Raw genomic sequence first — 23,933 nt, forward strand, 5'->3', positions numbered from 1 at the left:
TTTGTATGACAGCCCCTGAAGATAGTTTAGTTATGAACAGTGTTTGTTTTAATGAACAGTGTTCATTATATTTGCGTTGTTAACATGAAGTGAAATGGATAAGAAAGCGATACAAGAGCAGCGGATGAGGGGATATTTTATAGCTGCAACAAAAGATATTTTACGGAGTGAGGGGGTAAAGAGTATCAGTGTCAGGAACATTGCTGATCGCGCAGGGTATTCTTTTGCCACGTTATACAATTATTTTAAGGACGTAAAGGACCTGGTGTTTCTATGTGTGGAGGATTTTCGGGAAGAGTGCAGGGCATATGTGGAAAATAAGACAGAGAAAGTACCCCGGGGGCAGAAGCGGTTAAAAGCAATCATCGCTGCTTACCTGGAATACTTTATTCAGTATCCGGGTATTTTTGAACTGTTTTTTATTGAAAAGTTATCGGACATAGATAATAAGCAAGGTACACCGGCATTAGTGGTATCTTTCCTGGAGCACCTTTGTCAGCGGGAATGGGAGTATTGTGTGGAAAAACAGGTGATGACAGCAGGAGAGGTTGCTGCCAAAAAAGCGGCATTGCTATATGGTACCACCGGATTATTAGTATTGTATTTAAACCGGCGTACACCCGATTCGTATAATGCTTTTCTGAAAGCAGCCACCGGTTTTATTGATCAACAGCTAAAAGGAGGTGTATGAAATCACGAAAGGAACTGAAACAAATATTCCGGGAGATGGTCTTTAAAATGGGGGTATATCAGATCAGGAATATCACCAGCAATAAAGTATTTATAGGAAGCAGCACAGACCTGGAACGGGCATGGAATGGGCAGCGGGTAAGGCTGGACAATGGCATACACCTTAACAAGGCATTACAAAAGGAATGGCGGGAGCAGGGTGCGAGTCAGTTTGTATATGAAATTGTAGAAGAATTAAAAGATACCGCAGACCCTGCCACTGACTATAAAACGGAGGTGAAGATACTGGAGGAAATGGTTATTGCAGCCTTACAGCCATTTGGGGATAAAGGTTATCATTAGCCTTTCCATTATCCTATCTCCAGGTTAAAACTACTATTCATCACCAGTTTTCCATCCACAGGGGTATCACTGCCCGGCACTTGCAGCCCTTTTATTTTTCCGGTTTTTCCTTTGCTGAGAAGGTCTGTAACATGTTTGTCGGTAAGTTGCTTTCCTAATATTTCAAAAGGGATCTTAAATCCGCAGACGTTGAAGTTAGCGCAGCCATAGGCAGTATTACCTTTCTTCAGCAAATGTGTTTTACATTTTGGGCAGGTAAGTGTTGCGATGTCGGTTTCTTTTTTCGGTGTTTTAGGCTTAGGTGCTTTTTTAGGCGGGGCCACAGGTTCCGGAGGAGGCTCCGGAGCAATTGTAATTGTTTTGTGGCTATTGTTTTTTACATCTCTGGTCAATTCTACCACCATCTGGATCAGCTCCTGTTTAAAAGTATCCAGTGTATACTCTCCTTTTTCTATCAGGCGGAGTTTACGTTCCCAGTTGCCCGTTAGTTCTGCACTTTTCAGTAATTCGGATTCAATGGTATCAATCAGGTCTATGCCGGTTTGGGTAGCATAGATGTTCTTTCTTTTTTTCTCGATATATTTTCTGCGGAACAGGGTTTCGATAATATTGGCACGGGTAGAGGGACGGCCTATCCCGTTATCTTTCAGCAGTTCCCGCATTTCTTCATCTTCTACCTGTTTGCCTGCTGTTTCCATAGCTCTGAGGAGTGTGGCCTCCGTAAAAGCTTTGGGAGGGGTTGTTTTTCCCTGGTGGATCCTGGGCTCGTGAGGGCCGCTTTCCCCCACTACAAAAAGCGGTAATATTTTTTCTTCTTCCTCTCCCTCTTTTTTGATACTCTGGTCATTGGCATATACTTCTTTCCAGCCTGGTTCTATGATCTGCTTGCCGGTTACTTTAAAAGGCACCTGGCCTACTTTCCCCAGCACGGTAGTAGTTGCTATTTTACATTCAGGATAAAAGGCAGCAATAAAACGGCGGGCAATCAGATCATACACTCTTTTTTCTTCCAGGCTGATGCCGCCGGGGTGCATACCAGTAGGGATGATGGCATGGTGATCTGTCACTTTTTTATCATCGAATACTGTTTTCAGCTTGGGAACGGGATTGGCCAGCACCGGCGCCGTTAGTGCACTGTACGGAGTAAGGTCCTGCAGGATGCCTGCAATCTTAGGGTGCAGATCTTCAGAAAGATAAGTAGTATCTACTCTAGGGTAGGTTACCAGTTTTTTTTCGTACAGGTTCTGCACATGTTTCAGGGTATCATCTGCTGTATAGGCATATTTTTTATTGGCTTCCACCTGTAGGCCGGTCAGATCAAACAAACGGGGATTCCCTTCCTTACCATCTTTCTTTTCAAAGGAAGTAATTTCAAAAGGATGTTCTTTGAGATAACTGAGCCCTTTATTAGCTTTTTCCAGGTTGCGGAGCCGGTCGATTGTGGCGGTAAATTCCGTTTCCCGGTAGATGGTTTTTAATTCCCAGTATTCTTCCGAAACGAAGGCATTGATTTCCTTCTGGCGTTGTACGATCATGGCCAGCGTAGGTGTTTGTACACGACCGATTGACAATACGACTTTACCTTGCCCGAATTTTTTGGTAAACAGGCGGGTGGCATTCATGCCCAGGAGCCAGTCGCCGATAGCACGGGCGCTGCCTGCAGCATAGAGATTATTGTATTGGGTGCTGTCTTTTAATTGCTGAAATCCATCCCGGATAGCCTCTTCCGTTAAGGAAGAAATCCAGAGTCTTTTTACCGGAGCGGTACATTTGGCTTTGAGTAGTACCCAGCGCTGAATCAGTTCACCTTCCTGCCCGGCATCCCCGCAGTTAATGACTTCTTCACATGCCTGGACCAGTTGTTCAATAATCCTGAACTGTTTTTGTACCCCATTGTTTTCAATGAGTTTGATACCAAAGCTGGAGGGGATCATCGGCAGGTCTTCCAGCCGCCAGAATTTCCATTGGTCAAAGTAATCATGTGGTTCTTTCAGTGTACAGAAGTGGCCAAATGTCCAGGTTACCTGATAACCATTACCTTCATAATAGCCCTCTTTGCGTTGCTTAGCACCGAGTACTTCTGCAATATCCCTTGCCACACTGGGTTTTTCTGCAATACAAACCTTCATCATATCTTAAAGTAGGGTAACAAAGGTCGTATAAAATTCAGAGAATTGAGCCTTCCGATCTGTGTTGGTGTACAACCGTTGAAAGGGAATATTAAATATTGAAAAGATAAGTTATTTTGTATAGCGTCGTATATCAGGGAATGATCCATAAAAACAGTTTATGTATAAAAAACTATTGTTATTGGGGTGGTTATTTACGTGGTGCATAACAGTATCTGCACAACAGGAAAAGGTGCCGGTGTTTGTATCCGGTACAGAGGGGCATAAAAGCTACCGGATACCTGCGGTAATTAGTTTGCCGGATGGGCAGCTCCTGGCTTTTGCAGAAGGCAGGGTGCATGGAGCTGGTGATTTTGGTGATATTAATATTGTGCTGAAGCGCAGCAGGGATGGTGGTAAGTCGTGGCAGCCATTGGAGAATGTAGTAGATGCTGATAGTTTACAGGCGGGGAATCCTGCGCCTGTGGTTGACTTAAGTGATCCGGCATTTCCAGGTGGAAGGATTTTCCTGTTTTATAATACCGGCAATAATCATGAAGGAGAGGTACGTAAGGGAAAAGGACTACGGGAGGTGTGGTATAAAACATCTGCAGATGGAGGGATCACCTGGTCGGATGCAGTGAATATCACCACGCAGGTGCACCGTCCGGACCAGCCAGCTGTAAATGCTGATTATCATTTCAGCGAAGATTGGCGCAGTTATGCCAATACACCGGGGCATGCTTTACAATTCAGCAAGGGTAAATACAAAGGACGTATCTACGTTGCCGCCAATCATTCCCAGGGCCCGCCGAAAAAAGGATTTGAAGATTATTTTGCCCATGGCTTCTATACGGATGATCATGGTAAAACCTTTCACCTCGGACAAAGTGTGAACATCCCCGGATCTAATGAAGCCACCGCAGCGGAACTTTCCGGTGGCAGGCTGCTATTGAATGCACGTAACCAGCGGGGAGATATAAAAGCAAGGATAGTAGCCATCAGCAATGATGGCGGAGCTACCTGGGATAAAACATATATAGACCGGCAACTACCTGACCCGGTATGCCAGGGAAGTATCCTGAATATAGGATGGAAGAAGAATCGGGCTATATTGGCATTCTCGAATGCGGTAGATACAACGTTACGCGACCACCTTACCCTGCGTTTAAGTAAAGATGAAGGTAAAACCTGGCCGGTGAAACAAGTAGTGGCAAGCAGTGGAAAGGGAAAAGACGGGTATGCTGCTTATTCAGATATTGTGCTGTTGCCCGGAAACAAAATAGGTGTGCTGTATGAAGCTGATGGGTATGCAAAAATCCTGTTTACAGTTGTGACCCCCTGACGATGAAAACGGATGGTTTGTCCCCTTTTCTAAGCAAAGTGTGCTATTGGGATATTAGCGGCTTTTACTTACTTTTAGTGCTAAATCTGGCTGGGGAAAACATTGTCAATAAGAGCAGTTCATAATGAAGCGTTATTGGTAACTGAATTGATAGCGGGTAGTGAAAAGGCACTTGCTGCACTTTTTAATGCTTATCATCATCAGTTAGTGGCGTATGTATTGACAGTCATCCCCTCGCAGGAGATGGCCATTGAAATTGTACAGGATGTGTATGTGAAGCTCTGGATGAGCCGGGATGAGCTTCATAAAGTAGACAAGTTTACTGCTTACCTTTTTATCCTCACCCGGAATTATACCCTGAATTGTCTGAAAAAGATGGCGAGGGACCGCCGGAAAGCACAACAGTATCACCAGTTTATTTATGAGTCAGCCGCTATACCTGATCAGGGTGAAACCCGGACCGACCGTCTTGCCTTGATAGAGCGTGCGGTAGCGCAGTTGCCAGCCCAGCAGCAACAGGCTTACCTGTTAAGCCGTGAACATGGTATGAAGTATGCAGAGATTGCAGAGAAAATGGGACTAAGTAAGGAGTCCGTAAAAAAATATATCCATCTGGCGCTAAAATCCATTGCCGAATTTGTTAAGTCTCACGCAGTTGTATTGCTGATCCTGATGGAACAGCGGAAGTTCTGAAAAAATTTTCCTGCCCTATATCCCCTTTTTTAAAGAAGTGTTGTCTTTATATATGTTGTCTTCATTGCCAACTATCCAAATTATGCAACAGGTATGAGTAATACGAGGCTTACATGGTTGTTTGAGCGTTACCGGAACAGGTTGACTACTGCTGAAGAGGAAGAAGAGCTTTTTCAGCTGATTGATCAATCCGAGTATGATGAACAACTGAAAGCATTACTGACAGCTGCCTGGGAACAGTTTCAGCCAGGTAACTTCACCTTACCACCCCGGCAGAGTGAGGAAATGTACCGGCATATATTGGAAAATACCCAGCCTTCCAGACATATACGGGGAGGTTTTTGGGGACCGATGATGGCCGCCGCTGCGGCAGTGTTGCTGCTTATTGCAATAGCCGGTGGTTACTTTATTTACCGCTACCAGACAACGCAGCTTGTCAATAGTGGTGCACTGCAGGCGGGTGTGCAGGATATTGCCCCTGGCAGCAATAAGGCATTGCTGACACTGGCCAATGGCACTACCGTAATACTGGATAGTACAGGTAGTCAGGTGATTCAGCAGGGTAGTGTTGCCATCCATCAGCATAATGGCCAGCTACAATATAAGGGCAGTGCTGCTTCTACAGAAACAGTTTATAATACCTTAACTACGCCGCGTGGCGGAAAATTTAAAATAGTATTGCCGGATGGATCGGTAGCCTGGCTTAACTCCGCCAGCAGCCTCCGGTATCCTGCTACCTTCAATGGCAAAGAGCGGGTAGTAGAATTACACGGGCAGGGCTATTTTGAAATTGCACAGAATGCACATCAGCCATTTAAAGTAAAAGTGAATGATATGGAAGTGCAGGTGCTGGGTACCAGCTTTGATATCATGGCCTATGAGGAAGAAAGTACGGTAAATACTACCTTATTGGAAGGCGGTGTAAAAGTATTGCGGGGAAATGTGGAAAAAGTACTGAAACCTGGTCAGCAGGCCATACTGGATGAACATACCGCTACGATCGATATACAGCCTGCAGATGTAAACCGGATCATCGCCTGGAAAAACGGGCGCTTCATATTCAATAATATGGACCTCGAAACAATTCTCAGAGAGGTAGCCCGCTGGTATGATGTAACACTGGAGTATCGCGTAAAACCAGGTAAAGAGAAGTATGGAGGGGGTATCAGCCGTAGCCTCAGTCTTGCTGCAGTATTGAAAGTACTGGAAGAGAACGGCAACAACCATTTCAGCATTGAAGGCAGAAAAGTAATCATATTACCCTGATGTATGGGGACAATAAATAATCAACCAGTCAACAAATAACAAAACAGCATCGTACTGTACACGTAAACTGATAAGTCAGCCAATACCCCGGAAAGACACCAGCTATACTAGCAGGCTGGTGGAGGGGATTTTATAGAATAAACGAACATTCAACCTTAATGTATTTAAATTTTATGGGTAAAATTCCACTGATGCGATGGCTATCTGTTAATATTGCCATGCGTAATTTCACAGAAAAAGCTCTACGGCATTATCCACGAAGTAAAACGTGCCTGGTTATGAAAATGACAACCTTTTTGCTCCTCGTTTCTTTTTTACAGTTGAGTGCCGCTGGTTACTCTCAGAAGGTAACACTGGCCTTAAAGAATGCTCCTTTACAAAAGGTATTTGCAGAAATTATCCTGCAATCTGATGTGACGATTGTTTACAATGAAGCCATACTACAGGGAACCTTTCCGGTAAGCATAGACCTGAAAAATGCATCTGTGCAAACGGTACTGGACAAATGCCTGAAAGAGCAGCCGGTATATTATGTAATAGAAGATAATGTAGTGAAGATAAAGCCGAAAAGAAAACCCAGGCAGCTGCTGGATGACACTTTTGCTATGCCGGATACTACCCGGCATAATATTGCGGTGGCTGGTAAAGTAACGGTGCCATCGGGGGAAGCCATTCCGGGCGTTACGGTGATGGTGAAAGGGAGTGGCAGTGGCACCACTACCAATGGGGCTGGTGTTTTTCAATTGCCAGCAGTACCTGCAGCTGGTACACTGATATTTTCCTTTATGGGTATGAAAACAAAGGAAGTACCGGTAAATGGCCAGGCATCTTTTAACATCGTAATGGAAAATGAATCTATAGGACTGGATGCAGTAGTGGCCATTGGGTATGGTGTGCAACGCAAAGCAGACCTGACCGGAGCTGTTTCAAATATCAGTGCCAGCAAGCTGAATACACAAAGTAATGTAAACATAGGGCAGGCCTTGCAGGGGAAGATTGCCGGTGTGGATATTGTATCTCAGGGGGGCGCTCCGGGTGCCGGCAGCCGTATTATGATCCGGGGGATTGGTACCCTCAATAATGCGAATCCCTTATATATAGTGGATGGCATGTACATGAATGGCATGGATCACATTAATCCCAACGATATTGAAAGCATCGATGTATTGAAAGATGCTTCTTCTGCCGCTATTTATGGTTCCCGTGCTGCGAATGGGGTGATCATTGTTACTACCAAGTCCGGCTCCAATACAGATGGCAAGCCTGTATTTGAATTTTCTACCAACTTTGGCGTACAAACACCTTCCAGGTATCTTAAGATGCTGGATGCTAACCAATGGGCTACGCTTACTACGCTGTCCAGAGCTGCTATCGGCAAGCCTGCATTGGAAATGGCACAAAACCTGGACCAAAAGGAAAACAATAACTGGCAGGATATGATGCTGCGACCTGCATTGATGCAGAATCATAATATCACTATCAAAGGTGGCAGTAAATATTTTACCTATTACACCGGACTAGGATATATGGACCAGGAAGGCGTGGTGAAAGGCACGAACTACAAGCGGTATAATGCACAGTTTAAATCAGAATACAAACGTGGCTGGCTTACTGTAGGAAACAACGTGGTATTCAGCGCACAACAGAATAAACCCATGTTTAATTTTGCCCGTGGTGGTTACCTCGGCATCATCCTCCAGTCTATTCCTACCCTGAGTGCCTATGATCCAACGAATCCGGGTGGTGGTTATGGAAAAGTATATGGTGATGCTGTGGATGTACCCAATCCTTTAGGACTGATTGATGAAAGGCTGACCAAAAGAACCTGGAATGATTACAGCGCTTTTATTAACCTGTATGCGGAGTTGAAATTACCTTTTGGATTAAAGTACAGACTGAATGCAACACCCGATTTCTCTATCACCCGCTCTTCTGATTACAACAACGCCTACGATTTCGGGCTAACCTCCAGGGATATCTCCAGTATGACGGAAGACCGTACTACTAATAATAACCTGTTGATAGAAAACCTGCTTTCTTACGAGAAAACAATGGGCAAGCATAAAGTGAGTGCTTTATTAGGCTATTCTTTCCAGAATTATAAGAACCGTTATATCATGGCTTCCGGCAAAGGTATGCCCGATGGTATTTATGAAGTAGGTGCTGCTACGCAAGACCGGCTGAACAATACGACCTCTTATGAAAGTGCATTGACTTCCGTTATTTCCAGGCTGTTCTATTCTTATGATTACCGTTATCTTATCACTTTAACTTACCGCAGGGATGGTTCTTCCAAGTTTGCCCGGAACAATCGTTACGGCAACTTCCCTTCTGTTTCCCTGGGCTGGAATGTAGCGGAAGAACAATTTATGAAGGGCGTGAGCTGGCTGGATCAGTTCAAGATCCGTGGGGGATATGGGGTACTGGGTAACCAGGAAATAGATAATTACATGTATACCAGTACCATTACTTCCAATATTAACTACCCTGATGGCGCTGGTGGCATAGTGAATGGCGCTTTCCCCAAAGAGTTTGCCAATCCGCTCATTAAATGGGAAGAAACTGCAATGACCAATATCGGTGTGGACCTTTCTTTGTTCAAAAACAAATTAACGTTTACAGGTGACTGGTACTATAAGCATACAAAAGATATCTTACTCACCGTACCTATTCCTATTTCTACAGGTGGCGCCAATGATCCGGTACGTAATGCGGGCAGGATCAAGAATACCGGAGTGGAAGTAACGCTGGGATGGAATGAAGCTACCTCTAAAGACTTCAGCTGGGGAGTGACCCTGACCGGTAATGCCATGAAGAATGAGGTCATTGCGATGGGAGAAGCAAACCAGGTAATAAATGGAGGGGCTAACCGTACCAATGTATCTACAACCAAAACACTGGCAGGATTTCCGATAGGTGGATTCTGGCTGATTAAAACGGAGGGATTGTTTCAGAACCAGAAAGAGATTGATGATTATAATAAAGATGGAAAACTCATCCAACCCAATGCAAAACCAGGTGATATCCGCTTCAGAGATAAGAATAATGATGGTAAAATCACTGATGATGACCGGGAATATTGTGGCAGCCCTTTCCCTACTTTGACAATGGGATTAAACACTAATTTTTCTTACAAGGGCATAGATGTATTATTAGGGTTGCAGGGTGTATTTGGAAATAAGATCTATAATGCCACCCGTCTGGAGCTGGAAGGTGTGACCAAAGGAAGTAACTTTCTGACCTCTACCCTGGATTACTGGAGTGAAACAAATACAGGGGCCACGCATCCCCGGCTGGTGTGGGATGATCCTAACCAGAACAGCCGTCCGCAATCAGACCGGTACCTGGAGAGTGGTTCCTTTTTCCGGGTAAGGAATATCCAGGTAGGTTACACTTTACCTAAACATATTTTCAACGATAAACTGCAAAAGGTACGGGTATACGCCAATGTGGAAAACCTGTTTACCATTACCAACTACAGTGGTTATACCCCTGATATTAACAGTGGTAATGCTACTTCCCGCGGGTTTGACAATTTTGTTTTCCCGGTAAACAGGGTATTTATGATCGGTCTTAATCTTGGATTCTAAAAAGCAGTACAATGATGAATACATTTAAATTAGCTATCGTATACTTTGCTGCTGTAGTGTTGAGTAGCTGTCAGGGCCGTCTGGATCTGACAAACCCCAACAAGGTAACCAGCGAAACTTTCTGGAAAAGTGAAAAAGATTTTAAGCAGGCCATTACCTCCTGCTATACACCACTTAAAAACTGGAATGGTGGGTATTATGGTACCCGTGGGTTAATGGCGCGTATTTCCCGTGCAGATGATATTGAATTCAGGAATGATATCAACGAGATCTATGCCATGCACCGATTCACCAATGACCCCAATAACGCGGGGGCCAATAATATGTTTTACCAGTTTTATAATGCCATATACAGAGCTAACAGTATCCTGGATAATATTGAAGGAAAGCAGTTCTCTGCCGAGTTTGTGAAAAGTATACGTGCAGAAGCCCTGTTTATACGCGGACTGTATTTCTTTATGCTGGCCAAAGAGTTTGGAGATGCCCCACTCAGATTAACAGCCTCTCAGGACCCGGCTACTTTTATGCTGGCCAAATCGCCTCAGGCAGACATCTATGCGCAGGCAGAAAAGGATTTTAAAGAAGCAGCTGTGCTGTTGCCGGTTGCCAATAAAATAGGAAAGCCTACCAGTGGTACCGCTTATGCTTACCTGGGTAAACTATATGTATATAATGAACGCTGGAAAGATGCAAAGGAAGTATTGGCACCGCTTACTAAAGCCCCTTATACTTACCGGCTGGTAGACGACTATGCCTGGAATTTTGATGAGGCACATGAGAATAATGCAGAAAGCATTTTTGAAATCCTGTATGAGCCGGTAGGAGGTACAGATCAATGGGATAATGGAGAAGGAGCCAACTCTGCACAAACGACTACCATTGCAGTAGAGTATGCCGCAGGAAGTGTAAAGGGATGGTTTGAAGCCTGGCCAACCAAAAAGATGATGGATATTTTTCTGCAGGAAAAATCTGCCAGTGGTGGCTTTGACTATCGTGCCACTACAGCAATAGCCTGGGATTATCCGGGATGTATGTATTATATGAAGCCCATCCGGGAGGTGCTGAATGCTACAGAAATAAAAAGCTATTGGATCATTAAAAATTCAAATTCGCGTACCCGTACAGAAGAGGCGGGTGATATCGGATCATATATCAATGAGCGCGCCATGCGGTTTGCCGATGTGGTGTTATTGCTGGCAGAGTGTGAGTTAGGCTTGAATAATCCGGCGGGTGCAGTAACCTATATTGATCAGATCCGTACCCGTGGCGGGAACTTGTTGCCATATACCGGCGCCAAAGATGCGGTAACTGTAAAAAAAGAACTCATGCATCAGCGGGCTATTGAATTCTTTAAAGAAGGAGAGCGGTTTTATGATCTGAGAAGATGGGGGCTGCTGGAACAGGAATTGAAAGCGCAGGATCCTACCCGTTTTGCCAACTTTAATAAACGGCATTATTACTTGCCTATTCCAGCCAAGGAAATACAGACCAATACCTTGTGCAAGCAAAATACAGGGTGGTAGAACCTGCGCATTGAACTTTTAAAACTTAATATCACATGTCATGAATAAATGGATCATTTATATGGGAATGCTATGCCTGTTACTATGGCCTGTTGTTATGCAGGCCAGCAATGGGACAAGTGTACCGGTAAAGAGAATAAAAACTGTTTGTATTCAGCAGGGAAGTGAAAATGCAACGGTAGTCTTTGCCGCCGAAGAACTGGTGAAATACTGGCAAAAGATGACGGGATTATCTTTATCCATTGTAAAAGGAAAAACAGTTGCCGGAAAGTTGAAGAAGGGAAATATTTATTTATCACTGGATACAGCATACGGGATTAAATGGGACGGGTATACGATTACGCCGCTGGAAGAAGGGATGATCATCAGAGCTTCTCACCCCCGCGGTATTTTATATGCAGTATATCAATACCTGGAGGCTTGTGGTTGCTGGTTTGTGTATCCGGATGACAAACTGTGGGAGCAGATTCCTGTTATTGCAACAGCTCCGCTGGTAAGTATTGCACATACGCCACGTTTGGAGTGGAGAGGATTGGCTTTATATGGCATCCGTGATGATCAGACGGTACTCACCCAGCAGATTGTAGACTGGATGGCGAAGCAGCGGTTTAATTATGTGCTGTTATCGCAGGACCGGCCTACAGATGGCACGGGGGGGCTGGCACAGGAAGTTTATTTCAAGGGTGCTATTGAAAAAGCGGTGTTGCCGGAACTGACCAAACGTGATTTTATCATCAATATGGGCGAACACAACACGCATGAATATTTAGACAGGAATAAACTGTTTCCTCTGCATCCTGAATGGTTTGCACTGATAAAAGGCAAGCGGCAGAAGGGGCAGATGTGTTACAGCAACAAAGAGGGGCTGGACTATTATGCTACCCAGTTAACCAATTGGGTGAAGGACAGGCCCTGGGTAAAAATAATTGGTACCTGGCCTTTGGATGGCGCAGGAGGATATTGTCAGTGTGATGACTGTAAATCGGATCAGACCATTTACAACGCGATATCGTATGTAGCCCGGAAAGTAAAAGCGGTACGCCCCGATGTGATCGTAGAGCACCTTGCCTATACACCGGAAACCTATGAAGCGCCGGTGAAACCACTGGAAGATAATATGGCGGTGTTGTATTGTCCTGATTTAAAAGACAAGCCCAAGCTGGAAGCGGGCTGGATAAAAGGCGCCGCCAAAGCAAATGGCGTGTATAAGTTTGAATACTACCTGGCGGACCACTGGCGCTCGCCCGGACAGGTGTGGCTGCGGCCGGATTTTGCCTTATGGTCGGCTGATTACATGGTAAAAGCAGGTTTCCGTGGTGTGGTATCCTTGTATCTGCCTATTCAGATGTGGTGGAGAAGTTCTTTAAATTATTGGTTGCTGAGTCAGGGCCTCTGGCAGGAAGGTGTAGATACGCAGGAGCGATTGAAGGCTTTTTGTGCCGGTTATTATGCCGGTAGTGCAGATAAGGTACAAGCTATCTACAATAAGATCTTATATGAGATGCAAAAGGGAGATTTCTTTTCCATGGAAGATCCCAACAGAGGGGTACAGGAAATCAGGAGCCGGTATGCTGCGGCTGCTGCAAAACCTATTCTGACAGAAATCAGGAACCTGGAAAAGACTGTAAATGATACCTCCCTTAAAACCAGGATAGCGCGGATAGGTGATTATGTAGAGAGCATGCAGCTGTACTTTACTTATTTTGCCACCAGGAAAGCAGCAGACCTGGAAGCGGTAACAAACCTGGTGAAACAACATAATGCCCGTAATGATGGAATAGATGTACCCAGCCAGTATTTTATATGGAGAGTAGGGCATTTTCCTCCGCTACCATAGTATTTATTGCGCAAAAGAGCTATAGGCCTGCTTTGTACCTGATTTTCCGGAACCTGAAAGGACCGGCAGGGCAAAGCAGGCCTTTTTGTGGAGATAGGGAAGCATTACAGTAAATAAGTAATTTTTATTACTTTAGCCGGTACTGTCAACCATTATTTACCACCATAAAGGCCAGGGATCAGGCATGCATGAGCTGAGTGATATAGAACTGCTGCAAGCGTTAAAAAACAGCCAGGAGGCCGCATTTAACGAAATATACGGGCGTTACTGGTACCAGTTGCTGGTAGCTGTAATGAAGACGGTACGTTCGGAGAGTGATGCAGAGGATATTGTGCAGGAGTTGTTTGAATCCTTGTGGAAGCGGCGCAGTGAGTTGCAGGTGGAAGGGGCCCTTCCAGCTTATTTATTCAGCAGTGCCCGTTATATGAGCATCCGTTATATCACCCGGCACCTTACCCGTTCTAATTATCTGAAACGGCTGGCAGACCACTTTGAAGGCACAGCCCTACCCACTATCGAATCCGGGCTATATGTGCAGGAACTGGAACAGCAGATTGATGCTGCCATCGCAGAGATGCCGCATAAAATGCGGGAAGTATTTCAGCTTAGCCGTAAACATCATCTCTCTCACCGGGAGATCGCTGAAAAGATGCAGATATCAGAAGAAACAGTAAAGAAACAGGTGTATTATGCGTTAAAGCTGATCAGAAGCCGGATAGGAGATATACCCGTAGGATTAGCCTTTTATCTGACCACCCTGTTCTGGAAGTAAAACTACCACCTCATACTTTTTTAAAAAAAAGTACCTCCCGCTCTACCACCTTCACCTTTTTCAGGTCACATATAAGTAGGGCTTGTACCCTACACGATCATTTTAATTAAAACAAAGCAGTATGGATAGGCAGGAAGCCAGGTTATTACTGGAACGTTATCTGGCGGGCCAATGTACACCGGAAGAAGAGGAGCGTGTGAAATCATGGTATCAGGCATTGGAAGAAGAGTATGCCTGGGGACTGGATGAAGCCGGCAGGGCAGCCCGTGGAGAACAGCTGAAAGCAAAAATCGATGCCAGTCTTGGTTTCCAGGCGCGGGAAATACCGGTAGTACCTGTATCCCGTACCCGTTGGTTACGGATTGCCGCCGCAGCGGTGTTGATATTGACATTGGGCGGTGGCGCCTGGTGGTTACTTCATAAAAAGGAGGTGTTACCTCCATCTCCACTCACTGCCGCATTGGTAAATGATGCAGCCCCCGGCGGTAATAGGGCAGTGCTGACACTGGCAGACGGTACTCATATAACGTTGGATAGTGCACAGAACGGCGCATTGGCGCAACAGGGAGGAATAAAGGTAATGAAGGTAGATAGCGGCCAGCTGGCTTATGAAGCCAATGCATTGCAGGCACGTGGTGCAACCGTACAATTTAATACCCTGAAAACCCCGCGGGGAGGATCCTATGGCGTAACCCTGCCGGATGGCACCAGGGTATGGCTCAATGCCGCCAGTTCATTAAAATATCCTACTGCTTTTACTGGTAATGAAAGGAAAGTGATCCTGGAAGGAGAAGCATATTTTGAAGTGGCAGGAAACGCTGCACAGCCATTTAAGGTGAGCGTGGCTGCCGCCAGCGCAGATGGGGTGCCTATGGAAGTAACAGTACTGGGTACACGGTTTAACATTATGGCCTATCGCGATGAAAAAACAATCAACACTACCCTGATAGCAGGTGCAGTAAAAGTAGCACAAGGAAATACAGAACGTCAGCTGGCGCCTGATCAACAGGCACAGGTAAGTGCTACCGGAGAAATCGCAGTGCGTAAAGACATCCATGCTGCAGATGCTGCCGCATGGAAAAATGGCCTGTTTCATTTCCAGAAAGCAGATCTGCCAAGCGTAATGCGGCAGATTGCCCGCTGGTATGACATGGATATTATATATGAAGGACAGCCGGATATACGGTTGTCCGGAATGATCAGCAGAAATATTAATGTATCGGAAGTACTTAAATTATTGGCATCCAACGGCGCACATTTCAGGATAGCCGGGAAGAAGATTGTCGTATTGTAATTCTTATTTATTCAAACCAAAATCAACAGGCAACTATGACCAAAGGTCCATAGCAGGGCTACGTATGACCTATAAAAAACCAGGAGCGCTGGAACCGCCCCTGGCAACGTCCGGGTTATACCGTACCAACGAATCCGCTAAGATTATTGATTACCAAACCCAAACAATGCAAATGTATGCAATTGGATCATCATGTTATAGCCTTCCGGGAAAGGAGGCTTTTATCAGCCAAAATTTTACGCGTCATGAGAATGACAGCTTTTTTTCTAACTGTGTTTTGCCTGCATATCAGTGCCAGTTCCTTATCACAGCAGGTATCCCTATCACTGAAAAATGTACCGCTTGAACGGGTGTTTAATGAAATCCGCCAGCAAACGGGATACAACTTTGTATATAATGACGACTGGCTGCAACAAACCAAAAAGGTGAGTATCTCGGTGGCGAAGGCGCCGCTGGCCTCTGTACTGGATGCCTGTTTCCGGGATCAGCCATTTACCTATACGATTATACAGCAAACTATTGCGCTGAAGCCCCGGCTAAAGGAAAGCACGGAGGAGCAGGTAAAGGATGGGTTTACTGTAAGCGGAGTAGTGACCAATGAAATAGGCGAAAAGCTACCGGGTGTTACCGTATTGCTGAAAGGCACTACTACCGGTGCAGCTACTACGGTGGACGGTAAGTACAGCCTGCAGGCACATAAGGCCAATGATACGCTGGTATTTACATACGTTGGATATGATAAGCTGGAAATTGCCGTGAATGGCCGTGCTGTAATAAATGTACAACTCAAGGCAGGCGCCCGTTCTATGGACGAAGTAGTCGTAGTGGGTATGAGCAACCGTCAGACTAAGCGCTCTATTACAGGTGCAGTGGCTACTATTCAGACCAAGGAACTTAAACAAAGTCCGGTAGCCAATTTAAGTAATGCCCTTGCGGGAAGGCTGCCGGGGCTGATCACGGTGCAGAACTCCGGTGAGCCCGGAGAAGATGCAGCCAAGCTGTATATCAGAGGTATTGGTACGTATGGCAACTCTGCACCATTGGTAGTAATTGATGGCTTACCCCGTGCACAGGCAGATTTTAATCAGCTGGACGCCAACGAGATCGAATCGGTATCTATTCTGAAAGATGCCACCTCTTCCGCACTATATGGTATACAAGGTGCCAACGGGGTGATTGTGGTGACCACCAAAAGAGGATCTTCCAATCAAAAGCCAGCCCTCAACTTTACTGTACAGCAGGCCGTGCAGCAACCGGTACGTTTGCCCCGTATGATGGATGCCTACAACCAGGCACTTTACTTCAGGGAATCCGATATTAACGGGGAGCAGCCGGTACGTTATACAGACGAAGTATTACAGAAAATAAAAGATGGCAGTGATCCTTACCTGTATCCCAATGTGAATTGGTTTGATGAGTTGCTGAAGAAAACATCCATGCAGAGCCAGTATAATCTGAATGTATCCGGCAGCACCAATATGATCCGCTATTTTGTATCCGGTAGTTATATCAAACAGGGAACACTGTTGAAATATGACGATATTTTCAATGATAACTATGGCGTGAAGAGTAAGTTTGACCGGTATAACTTCCGTTCCAATATTGACCTGGATGCCACGTCCATGCTTCATTTGCGGGTAGATCTGGCCGGCCGGCTGGAAAACCGTACAGGCCCTGGCCCCGGTTTCAGTGAAGTGTTTAGTGAAATTACCGGCAGGTCACCTTCTGCGTTGCCGGTATTTAATCCGGATGGTACGCTGGGGGCTGGTAGCGGACTGGAAATTCCATATCACCAGAACCCTTATGGGATGATCACCAATAGCGGCTATTATACCAACTATACCAATGTGATGTACGGTACCTTGTCGGCCAAGCATGACCTGGATTTTATCACAAATGGTCTGAGTGCACAGTTATTCTTCTCTTTTGAAAACGATAACTATAAAACAACCCAAAGATTACAATCCTTCGATTCTTACTGGTACAGAGGAGAAAATGATCCGGAGCCTTATAAGAAGATAGGGATTGCTTCCCGTTTAGCCACCAGCGGTGGAAGTTCTATTGTACGTTACAATTATCTGGACCTGCGGCTGAATTACAACCGCACTTTCGGTGTGCATGGTATAACCGGGCAGATACTGGGCAACAGGACCCTGCGTGTAATAGATAATGATCTGCCTTATACGTATCAGGGGGTGAGTGGCCACTTTACTTACAATTACAAGCTGAAATATTTTGCGGAAGTAAATGTGGGTTATAATGGATCTGAAAACTTCCCCAAGGGAAAACGTTATGGTATGTTTCCAGCCTTTTCTGCTGCGTGGGTAGTGAGTGAAGAAAATTTCCTGAAGCAGGCAGGCTGGCTCGATTTTATGAAGCTGCGAATGTCGCATGGTATTGCAGGGAATGATAAAATAGGAGGCGGCAGATGGCAGTTTATCAGTGATTTTGCGCCAGGTGGTGGTTTTCGGTTTGGTACCTCACCCAATGATGCACCAGGATATAGCGAAAATATTGTGGGTAACAGCTTCGTGACCTGGGAACGTGCAGCAAAAAGTAATGCAGGAATAGACCTTTCATTTTTCCGGCAGGGAGAAGTACAGCTGAGTTTTGATGTGTTCCGGGAAAAGCGTACCAGTATTTTGACGAAGCCAGGTACAGTGCCTGACTTTGTGGGTATCACGGGGCTGGCTGCCAGGAATACTGGTGTAATGCAGAACCGTGGTTTTGAAGGTGAGCTGCGTTTGAATAAACAGTTTGGGCAGGTAAAAGTATTTGCCAACATACAGTTGACCTATGCCCGAAATAAAATACTGGAAAATGATGAACCAGCACCTGCATTTCCTTATCAGGATCTGAAAGGATATGAGTATGGTTATGCTTTGGGGTATCGTGCTATCGGATTCTTTAAGGATGCAGCAGATATTGCCAAAAGTCCTGCACAAAACTTCAGCAAGGTGATTCCCGGAGATATCAAGTATGAAGATGTGAATAATGATGGAGTGATCAACGCTTTTGACCGGGTACCTATTCAGTTGCAAAATGTGCCACGTTATGTGGGCGGATTGTCTATGGGAGCCAGTTATAAAGGGTTTGATATCAGTTTGCTGCTGAATGGTGCTACCGGTGGTTCCGGCAGTGTAGTCATGTATGCAGGCAGCTTGTTACAGTTACAACGCTGGACACCTGAACTGGGTGATAATGCCCGTGTACCGGTTGCACATGCTTCGGGCAACAACAGCCCTTTATCTGATCTGTTAGTACAAAAAACCGATTACCTGAAGTTACGTAATGCGGAAATGGGGTATGAATTACCAGCCAGTATATTACGGCCGTTCAGGATCCAGTATGTGCGTATTTATCTGAATGGGCAAAATCTGCTGATCTGGGATTCAATGTGGTTGAAAGACCGCGATCCTGAATCATTTGGGAATTCGGTGATTAATTATCCGCTGCAGCGGGTAATGAATATTGGTGTAAATGTAAAATTCTAAAAAATGTGTTTCCGCATTAAAAGCCTTGTTATGCAAAAAATATTGCCTGGTAAGAAATATGCCACCGCCGCACTTTTATTGATATGGCTATGTGTGTCCTGTAAGAAAGATTTTCTGGAGAGAGCACCAAGTGACTACATCAGTGGAGAAGAAGTGTTTTCCAATATTGATAATGCCACTGCCTTTTTAAATAATGCTTACAATGAGTTGCCTGATTTTCAGCGTACCACAGAAGATGGTGGCGGGCGTTACCATCTGGGAGGTGGCACTGATGAAATGGGCTATCAGCAGAGCGCTTTTGTAACAGAAACGCCGTATGACTTTAACCTGGGTAACTGGAATTCGGTATCATTCCCGCAGCGGCGTTTGTGGAAAGCCTACTATGCTACTATCCGCCGTATTAACATGTTTCTCGAAAACTATGATCTGATACCCGAAGAGGTTAGCAGTGGGGCGTCTGACAGAAAGAAAAGACTGAAAGGAGAAGCCTATGGTTTAAGAGCATTCTATTATTTTGAATTACTCAAAATGTGGGGAGGGGTACCTGTCCTGGAACATACATTGGATCCGAACAGCGGAGAGAATATTCACCTCGCCCGTAACACGCCGGAGGAAGTGGTAGACCTGATTAAACGGGATATTGCCAAGGCAAAAGAGTTCCTGCAGCCTAAATTTAATGATAGTGAATATGGTCGTGTTACCGGTACCATTGTAAGAGCATTATTGTCCAGGGTTACCCTTTTTTATGCCAGCCCGCTGTTGAATCCCGGTAATGATCAGAACCGCTGGAAAGAAGCCGCTACTGCTGCCAAGGAGGCGTTAGACTATGCACTGGCCAATGGTTATACGTTGTCTAAGGGAGAAAAAAATAATGCACAGGCATATGAACGTATTTTCCTGGAGCTGGACAACCCGGAAGTGATATGGGCCAGAAATACGCCTAATAATAATGAGAGCATCTGGTGGAACTATTATGCATTTCCGTTAGGTAATGGAGGTTGGTATGTGCAAGGGCCATTACAGGAAATGGTAGATGCCTATGAAATGAAAAACGGGCAATTACCTGTACTGGGATACAATGCAGATAATACACAGATCGTAAACCCTGCTTCAGGATATGACCCCCAGCATCCTTATGTGGATCGTGATCCCCGTTTTTATCAGAGTATCCTGTACCCTGGAGCAAATTGGCAGGGGCGTACTATTGATATCAGACCTGGTGGCGGTGATAATAATACTTTTGGTATTCCAAGGGTAAATTATTTCTGCCGTAAATACAGCTTTGAGGGACATAATCTTTATACTAATTCTGGTAACGTTTACAGAAGGTTTGCACTTTTCCGGTTAGCAGAATTGTATCTGAACTATGCAGAAGCGGAGAATGAAGTCAATGGCGCTGCCGGTGCTGCTTTTAATGCATTGCATGAAATCCGCAACCGGGTAGGGATGCCCGATGTTCCCACAGGGCTGCCTAAAGAAGACATGCGGGAACGTATCCGTCATGAGCGAAGGATAGAACTGGCGTTTGAAGATCATCGTTTCTGGGATGTGCGCCGGTGGAAAATTGCGGAAATCGTAGATAACCGTGCGGTGCATAAGGTGATGATAGATGAAAATAACGTATTTACCTATCCGGTATTTCAAAACCGGGTGTTTGACAAAAAGAAACATTATCTGTTTCCTATTCCGCAAACAGAGTTGGATAAGAATCCCAATATGGAACAGAACCCCGGATGGTAGAGATACGCTGCCTTACCGGGAAAAAATAAGCTAAAAGTAAAGAGATATGAATTCAAGACGTGATTTTATAAAGAAGGCCGGGCTTTCGGCAATATTGCTCACCCAGCCAGGATTATTTGCCTGTAGTTCAAAAGGGAAGGAAGAAGTATCAGACAGTACTCCCTTTATCAAAACTAGGAAGGTAATAATAGCCTGGGAAGATCTTACCCTGGATTGGGCATCCCTGGCACATAAAGCAGGGCTTACTACCTTAGGCATTACGGTAGCAGAAGGTGTGAAGTCGTCGGAGAAATGGCAAAAGTTCTTAAAAGACTGCCGTAAATACAACATTGAGATAGAGCATGATCAGCATGCCATGGGACAGCTGTTGCCCCGCAATTTGTTTGAAAAGAATCCGGAAATGTTCCGGATGAATGAAAAAGGGGAACGTGTACCGGATTATAATTGTTGCGCTCATTCCGCACCGGCGTTGAAAATCATCCGGGAAAATGTAGTGAAGGACATGGAATTAAACAAGTCTACTACCGGTCGTTATTTCTTTTGGCTGGATGATGGAGGAGAACGTTGTTTTTGCCCGCTTTGCAAAGACTACTCCGACAGTGATCAGGCACTGATCATCGAAAATGAAATTGTGAAAGCGCTAAAACAGGAAGACAAGCGTAATACCCTGGCACACCTGGCCTATCAGCGTACGATCAAAGCACCGGAGAAAGTTAAGCCCGAAGAGGGGATTTTTCTGCAGTTTGCGCCGTTTCAGCGTACCTGGAACTTTCCGATTACCCATCCTACTGCTAAAAGAGAGGATGTAGATATCAAAAATGCTGATTATATTGAGCACCTGGAAAATAATCTGAAGGTATTCCCGGTAGAAACAGCAGAGGTATTGGAATACTGGCTGGATGATTCCCTGTTCAGTGACTGGAAGAAACCAGCTGTAAAACTTCCCTGGAAGAAGGAAATTTTTCAGCAGGATGTGGAAGCTTACGCAAAAAGAGGTATCCGGCAGATTGTGAGCTTTGCTGTATATATTGACCAGGACTATGCGAATAAGTATCAGGATATTTCATTTATCAACGAGTATGGCGACTTTTTAAAGCACTATAAACCATAATTTAAATAAGATAAGCGGCTGGCTGATGAGTAACTTTTGTGGCCCTTTCAGCCAGCTGCTTTAAATATCTCAGGTTATGAAATCAATAGCATTTGTCTTATTATCTTTTCTCTTTTATGGCGCTGGTTGCGCACAGGTGCCAGCAGGCAATACCCTGCAGATCAAATCCCTGACGCAAAGTGATGTGAAACTGGATGGCCAGTTGTCTGAAAAAGAATGGACGGAGGTTACCCCGGTGGATTTAAGATCACCCTGGGTAAAAAGAACAGATCATATTGCGAACTACCGTTCTTTTACGGATCGCCAGTATTTTTATTTCGGATTTGAAGTGACAGATACTACACTTATGCTGTATGTTTCACAGGAGGAAACTGATGTGGCTAAGGGGGATAGGGTGGAGCTATTTTTCTCTGATAAGCCGGATCTTAAAAATTATTATTGCCTGGAAATGAGTCCGGCAGATAAAGTATTGTCATACCGTGCGAAGCATTACCGGGTATTTGATAATAGTTGGGATTTACCAGGATTAGTGTTATCCGCCCGTGTTAAAAAGGGAGGGTACACTGTGGAAGGCCGTATCCCTTTGGCTGCTCTACGTCAGATCGCCGGACAAGCTGCCGGAGATACAAAACCTTTTAAATTATATACTGGTGTATTCTGCGGGGATTATTTCGGCGCTGATGAAAATGATGTGGAGTGGCATTCCTGGATTACGCCTAAAAGTGCAACACCGGATTTCCACATTCCCTCTGCGTTTGGGGTGTTTGAATTTGAATGAAGTTACTAATATCAGTTAAGCGGCGTATACTATTCTCGTAGATTATTGTTAGATTTATTCTCTAAAATACGCCGCCATGTCTACTGCAATCAACTGGCCCAAAGCCATACAACCCCTGCTCAAAAAATATAAGGGGAAAAAGCATCCCCTGGATTATGAAAATACTTACCAGCTGGTAGTAGGAGTGGTACTATCTGCACAGGATTCAGACCGGCACATCAATCAGCTGGGGCCGGATTTTTTTAAGGCTTTCCCTAATATGCAGGCGCTTTCAGGCGCTACACCGGAAGATCTTTTTCCGTACATAGGTAAGGTGCGCAACTTTGGCAATAAAGCGAACTGGCTGGTGGAAATGGCGCAGAAAATTAAGAAAGACAGTAATATTCCCCTTACACAGGATACCCTTACTGAGCTGCCGGGGATAGGCCGGAAATCAGCTAATGTAATTATGCGGGAAGCCGGTGTAAAACCGGAGGGCGTGATTGTAGACCTGCATGTAGTACGTGTAGCCCCCCGGCTGGGTATTGCTTCAGGTACAGACCCCAAAAAAATAGAAAAACAAATCATGGAAGTATTACCACCTGCAGATTGGGATGCAGGAATGGCGATGTCTTTTCTGGGCCGGGAAATATGCAGACCTACTCCTAAGTGTGGTGAATGCCTGATGAACCCCGTGTGTATGTATTATCAGGGAACCAAGAAAAGTATGTAATAATGTCCTGGGGAGATCTACCTTCACTCGGTAGCTGGTTCATAGCAAAGCAGCACACTACCATTCTTAAATACCTTTGTCTTTTTTAGCTTGAGTGGTAATTTGTTTTTGATTCCCCTGAATATGGAGGTGCCACCACCTATGGCTATAGGGTCAATGAGTAGCTGGTATTCATCGATTAAACCGGCTTGCGCAAACTGGGTTATAATACTGCCGCTACCCAGTATGGCCATATTTTTACCATCCTTTTGTTTGAGTGATTTTATTTCTTCCAGGATGTTGTGCTTCATCAGGGAGGTATTGTTCCAACTGGCTTCTTTTAGGGTTTGTGAGAATACAATTTTCTCCGCCTTATTCATACCTGCTGCTACTATGGGGTCGTTTTCCAAAGCATAAGGTGTAGGCCAGTAGCTAACCATTAGTTCATAGGTAACCCGCCCAAATAGCAGGGTATTGTTGGCAGCGAGCATCTCTTCAGAAAATTTGTTTCCTTCTGCATCATGCTGATGCCAGCTGATATCTCCCGGAGATGCTTCATAATAACCATCCAATGAGATAAAATTGAATGCCGTTATTTTTCCCATTTTATTGGATTAAATTGGTGATTACATATAAAAATAGTACCCTCACCGTATTGG

17 protein-coding genes are annotated in these 23,933 nt (G+C 44.9%); 15 read left to right on the forward strand and 2 right to left on the reverse strand.

Annotation, left to right across the window (positions count from 1 at the left end; all coding sequences use genetic code 11):
- Positions 1 to 94: 94 nt before the first annotated feature.
- Together ABR189_RS01165 and ABR189_RS01170 are read left to right on the forward strand one after the other, a co-directional pair.
- Entirely contained in the window at positions 95 to 691 is a 597-nt protein-coding gene (locus ABR189_RS01165; RefSeq protein WP_354658598.1) for a TetR/AcrR family transcriptional regulator, read from the forward strand.
- A complete protein-coding gene (locus ABR189_RS01170; protein WP_354658599.1) occupies positions 688 to 1,032 on the forward strand; it encodes a GIY-YIG nuclease family protein in 345 nt (114 codons plus the stop codon). The genes ABR189_RS01165 and ABR189_RS01170 overlap by 4 nt, the downstream gene beginning before the upstream one ends.
- 8 nt (positions 1,033 to 1,040) lie before the next feature.
- Here the strand turns inward: ABR189_RS01170 and ABR189_RS01175 are convergent, their stop codons facing one another.
- Complete coding sequence (locus ABR189_RS01175; protein WP_354658600.1) at positions 1,041 to 3,164, reverse strand: type IA DNA topoisomerase; 2,124 nt, start codon at positions 3,162 to 3,164, stop codon at positions 1,041 to 1,043.
- A 157-nt stretch (positions 3,165 to 3,321) separates the two neighbouring features.
- Between ABR189_RS01175 and ABR189_RS01180 the strand changes: the two genes are divergently transcribed.
- The 13 genes from ABR189_RS01180 to ABR189_RS01240 all read left to right on the forward strand — a co-directional run bounded on the left by ABR189_RS01180 (position 3,322) and on the right by ABR189_RS01240 (position 23,295).
- The gene (locus ABR189_RS01180; RefSeq protein ID WP_354658601.1) at positions 3,322 to 4,485 is read left to right on the forward strand and encodes a sialidase family protein; all 1,164 of its coding nucleotides are present in this window, start codon (positions 3,322 to 3,324) and stop codon (positions 4,483 to 4,485) included.
- Between the two features lie 102 nt (positions 4,486 to 4,587).
- Positions 4,588 to 5,178, forward strand: coding sequence for an RNA polymerase sigma factor (locus ABR189_RS01185; protein WP_354658602.1), 591 nt, complete (start codon positions 4,588 to 4,590; stop codon positions 5,176 to 5,178).
- Positions 5,179 to 5,271: 93 nt separating this feature from the next.
- The gene (locus ABR189_RS01190) at positions 5,272 to 6,444 is read left to right on the forward strand and encodes a FecR family protein (protein ID WP_354658603.1); all 1,173 of its coding nucleotides are present in this window, start codon (positions 5,272 to 5,274) and stop codon (positions 6,442 to 6,444) included.
- Positions 6,445 to 6,722: 278 nt separating this feature from the next.
- Positions 6,723 to 10,034, forward strand: a complete 3,312-nt coding sequence (locus ABR189_RS01195) for a TonB-dependent receptor (protein WP_354658604.1) — start codon at positions 6,723 to 6,725, stop codon at positions 10,032 to 10,034.
- Between the two features lie 11 nt (positions 10,035 to 10,045).
- On the forward strand, positions 10,046 to 11,557 hold the full coding sequence (locus ABR189_RS01200) for a RagB/SusD family nutrient uptake outer membrane protein (protein ID WP_354658605.1): 1,512 nt from the start codon (positions 10,046 to 10,048) through the stop codon (positions 11,555 to 11,557).
- 40 nt (positions 11,558 to 11,597) lie between these two features.
- Positions 11,598 to 13,394, forward strand: coding sequence for a DUF4838 domain-containing protein (locus ABR189_RS01205; protein WP_354658606.1), 1,797 nt, complete (start codon positions 11,598 to 11,600; stop codon positions 13,392 to 13,394).
- Between the two features lie 184 nt (positions 13,395 to 13,578).
- Positions 13,579 to 14,166, forward strand: a complete 588-nt coding sequence (locus ABR189_RS01210; RefSeq protein WP_354658607.1) for an RNA polymerase sigma factor — start codon at positions 13,579 to 13,581, stop codon at positions 14,164 to 14,166.
- Positions 14,167 to 14,287: 121 nt separating this feature from the next.
- Positions 14,288 to 15,460, forward strand: coding sequence for a FecR domain-containing protein (locus tag ABR189_RS01215; protein WP_354658608.1), 1,173 nt, complete (start codon positions 14,288 to 14,290; stop codon positions 15,458 to 15,460).
- Positions 15,461 to 15,705: 245 nt separating this feature from the next.
- Positions 15,706 to 18,954, forward strand: a complete 3,249-nt coding sequence (locus tag ABR189_RS01220; RefSeq protein WP_354658609.1) for a TonB-dependent receptor — start codon at positions 15,706 to 15,708, stop codon at positions 18,952 to 18,954.
- A 30-nt stretch (positions 18,955 to 18,984) separates the two neighbouring features.
- Positions 18,985 to 20,694: a RagB/SusD family nutrient uptake outer membrane protein gene (locus ABR189_RS01225; RefSeq protein WP_354658610.1), complete on the forward strand. Its 1,710-nt coding sequence runs from the start codon at positions 18,985 to 18,987 to the stop codon at positions 20,692 to 20,694.
- 46 nt (positions 20,695 to 20,740) lie between these two features.
- Positions 20,741 to 21,805: a DUF4838 domain-containing protein gene (locus ABR189_RS01230; RefSeq protein WP_354658611.1), complete on the forward strand. Its 1,065-nt coding sequence runs from the start codon at positions 20,741 to 20,743 to the stop codon at positions 21,803 to 21,805.
- A 76-nt stretch (positions 21,806 to 21,881) separates the two neighbouring features.
- Complete coding sequence (locus ABR189_RS01235; RefSeq protein WP_354658612.1) at positions 21,882 to 22,583, forward strand: carbohydrate-binding family 9-like protein; 702 nt, start codon at positions 21,882 to 21,884, stop codon at positions 22,581 to 22,583.
- A 76-nt stretch (positions 22,584 to 22,659) separates the two neighbouring features.
- A complete protein-coding gene (locus ABR189_RS01240) occupies positions 22,660 to 23,295 on the forward strand; it encodes an endonuclease III domain-containing protein (RefSeq protein WP_354658613.1) in 636 nt (211 codons plus the stop codon).
- Between the two features lie 23 nt (positions 23,296 to 23,318).
- On the opposite strand, the gene ABR189_RS01245 is transcribed toward ABR189_RS01240, so the two are convergent.
- The gene (locus ABR189_RS01245; protein ID WP_354658614.1) at positions 23,319 to 23,879 is read right to left on the reverse strand and encodes a dihydrofolate reductase family protein; all 561 of its coding nucleotides are present in this window, start codon (positions 23,877 to 23,879) and stop codon (positions 23,319 to 23,321) included.
- Positions 23,880 to 23,933 lie beyond the last annotated feature (54 nt).

This window comes from Chitinophaga sp. H8 (genome assembly GCF_040567655.1).
GTDB classification, from domain to species: domain Bacteria; phylum Bacteroidota; class Bacteroidia; order Chitinophagales; family Chitinophagaceae; genus Chitinophaga; species Chitinophaga defluvii.

Coding starts and splice junctions, on each gene's coding strand:
- ABR189_RS01165 (WP_354658598.1), top strand. CDS start 95: ATGGATAAGAAAGCGATACAAGAGCAGCGGATGAGGGGATATTTTATA.
- ABR189_RS01170 (WP_354658599.1), top strand. CDS start 688: ATGAAATCACGAAAGGAACTGAAACAAATATTCCGGGAGATGGTCTTT.
- ABR189_RS01175 (WP_354658600.1), bottom strand. CDS start 3,164: ATGATGAAGGTTTGTATTGCAGAAAAACCCAGTGTGGCAAGGGATATT.
- ABR189_RS01180 (WP_354658601.1), top strand. CDS start 3,322: ATGTATAAAAAACTATTGTTATTGGGGTGGTTATTTACGTGGTGCATA.
- ABR189_RS01190 (WP_354658603.1), top strand. CDS start 5,272: ATGAGTAATACGAGGCTTACATGGTTGTTTGAGCGTTACCGGAACAGG.
- ABR189_RS01195 (WP_354658604.1), top strand. CDS start 6,723: ATGAAAATGACAACCTTTTTGCTCCTCGTTTCTTTTTTACAGTTGAGT.
- ABR189_RS01200 (WP_354658605.1), top strand. CDS start 10,046: ATGATGAATACATTTAAATTAGCTATCGTATACTTTGCTGCTGTAGTG.
- ABR189_RS01205 (WP_354658606.1), top strand. CDS start 11,598: ATGAATAAATGGATCATTTATATGGGAATGCTATGCCTGTTACTATGG.
- ABR189_RS01210 (WP_354658607.1), top strand. CDS start 13,579: ATGCATGAGCTGAGTGATATAGAACTGCTGCAAGCGTTAAAAAACAGC.
- ABR189_RS01215 (WP_354658608.1), top strand. CDS start 14,288: ATGGATAGGCAGGAAGCCAGGTTATTACTGGAACGTTATCTGGCGGGC.
- ABR189_RS01220 (WP_354658609.1), top strand. CDS start 15,706: ATGAGAATGACAGCTTTTTTTCTAACTGTGTTTTGCCTGCATATCAGT.
- ABR189_RS01225 (WP_354658610.1), top strand. CDS start 18,985: ATGCAAAAAATATTGCCTGGTAAGAAATATGCCACCGCCGCACTTTTA.
- ABR189_RS01230 (WP_354658611.1), top strand. CDS start 20,741: ATGAATTCAAGACGTGATTTTATAAAGAAGGCCGGGCTTTCGGCAATA.
- ABR189_RS01235 (WP_354658612.1), top strand. CDS start 21,882: ATGAAATCAATAGCATTTGTCTTATTATCTTTTCTCTTTTATGGCGCT.
- ABR189_RS01240 (WP_354658613.1), top strand. CDS start 22,660: ATGTCTACTGCAATCAACTGGCCCAAAGCCATACAACCCCTGCTCAAA.
- ABR189_RS01245 (WP_354658614.1), bottom strand. CDS start 23,879: ATGGGAAAAATAACGGCATTCAATTTTATCTCATTGGATGGTTATTAT.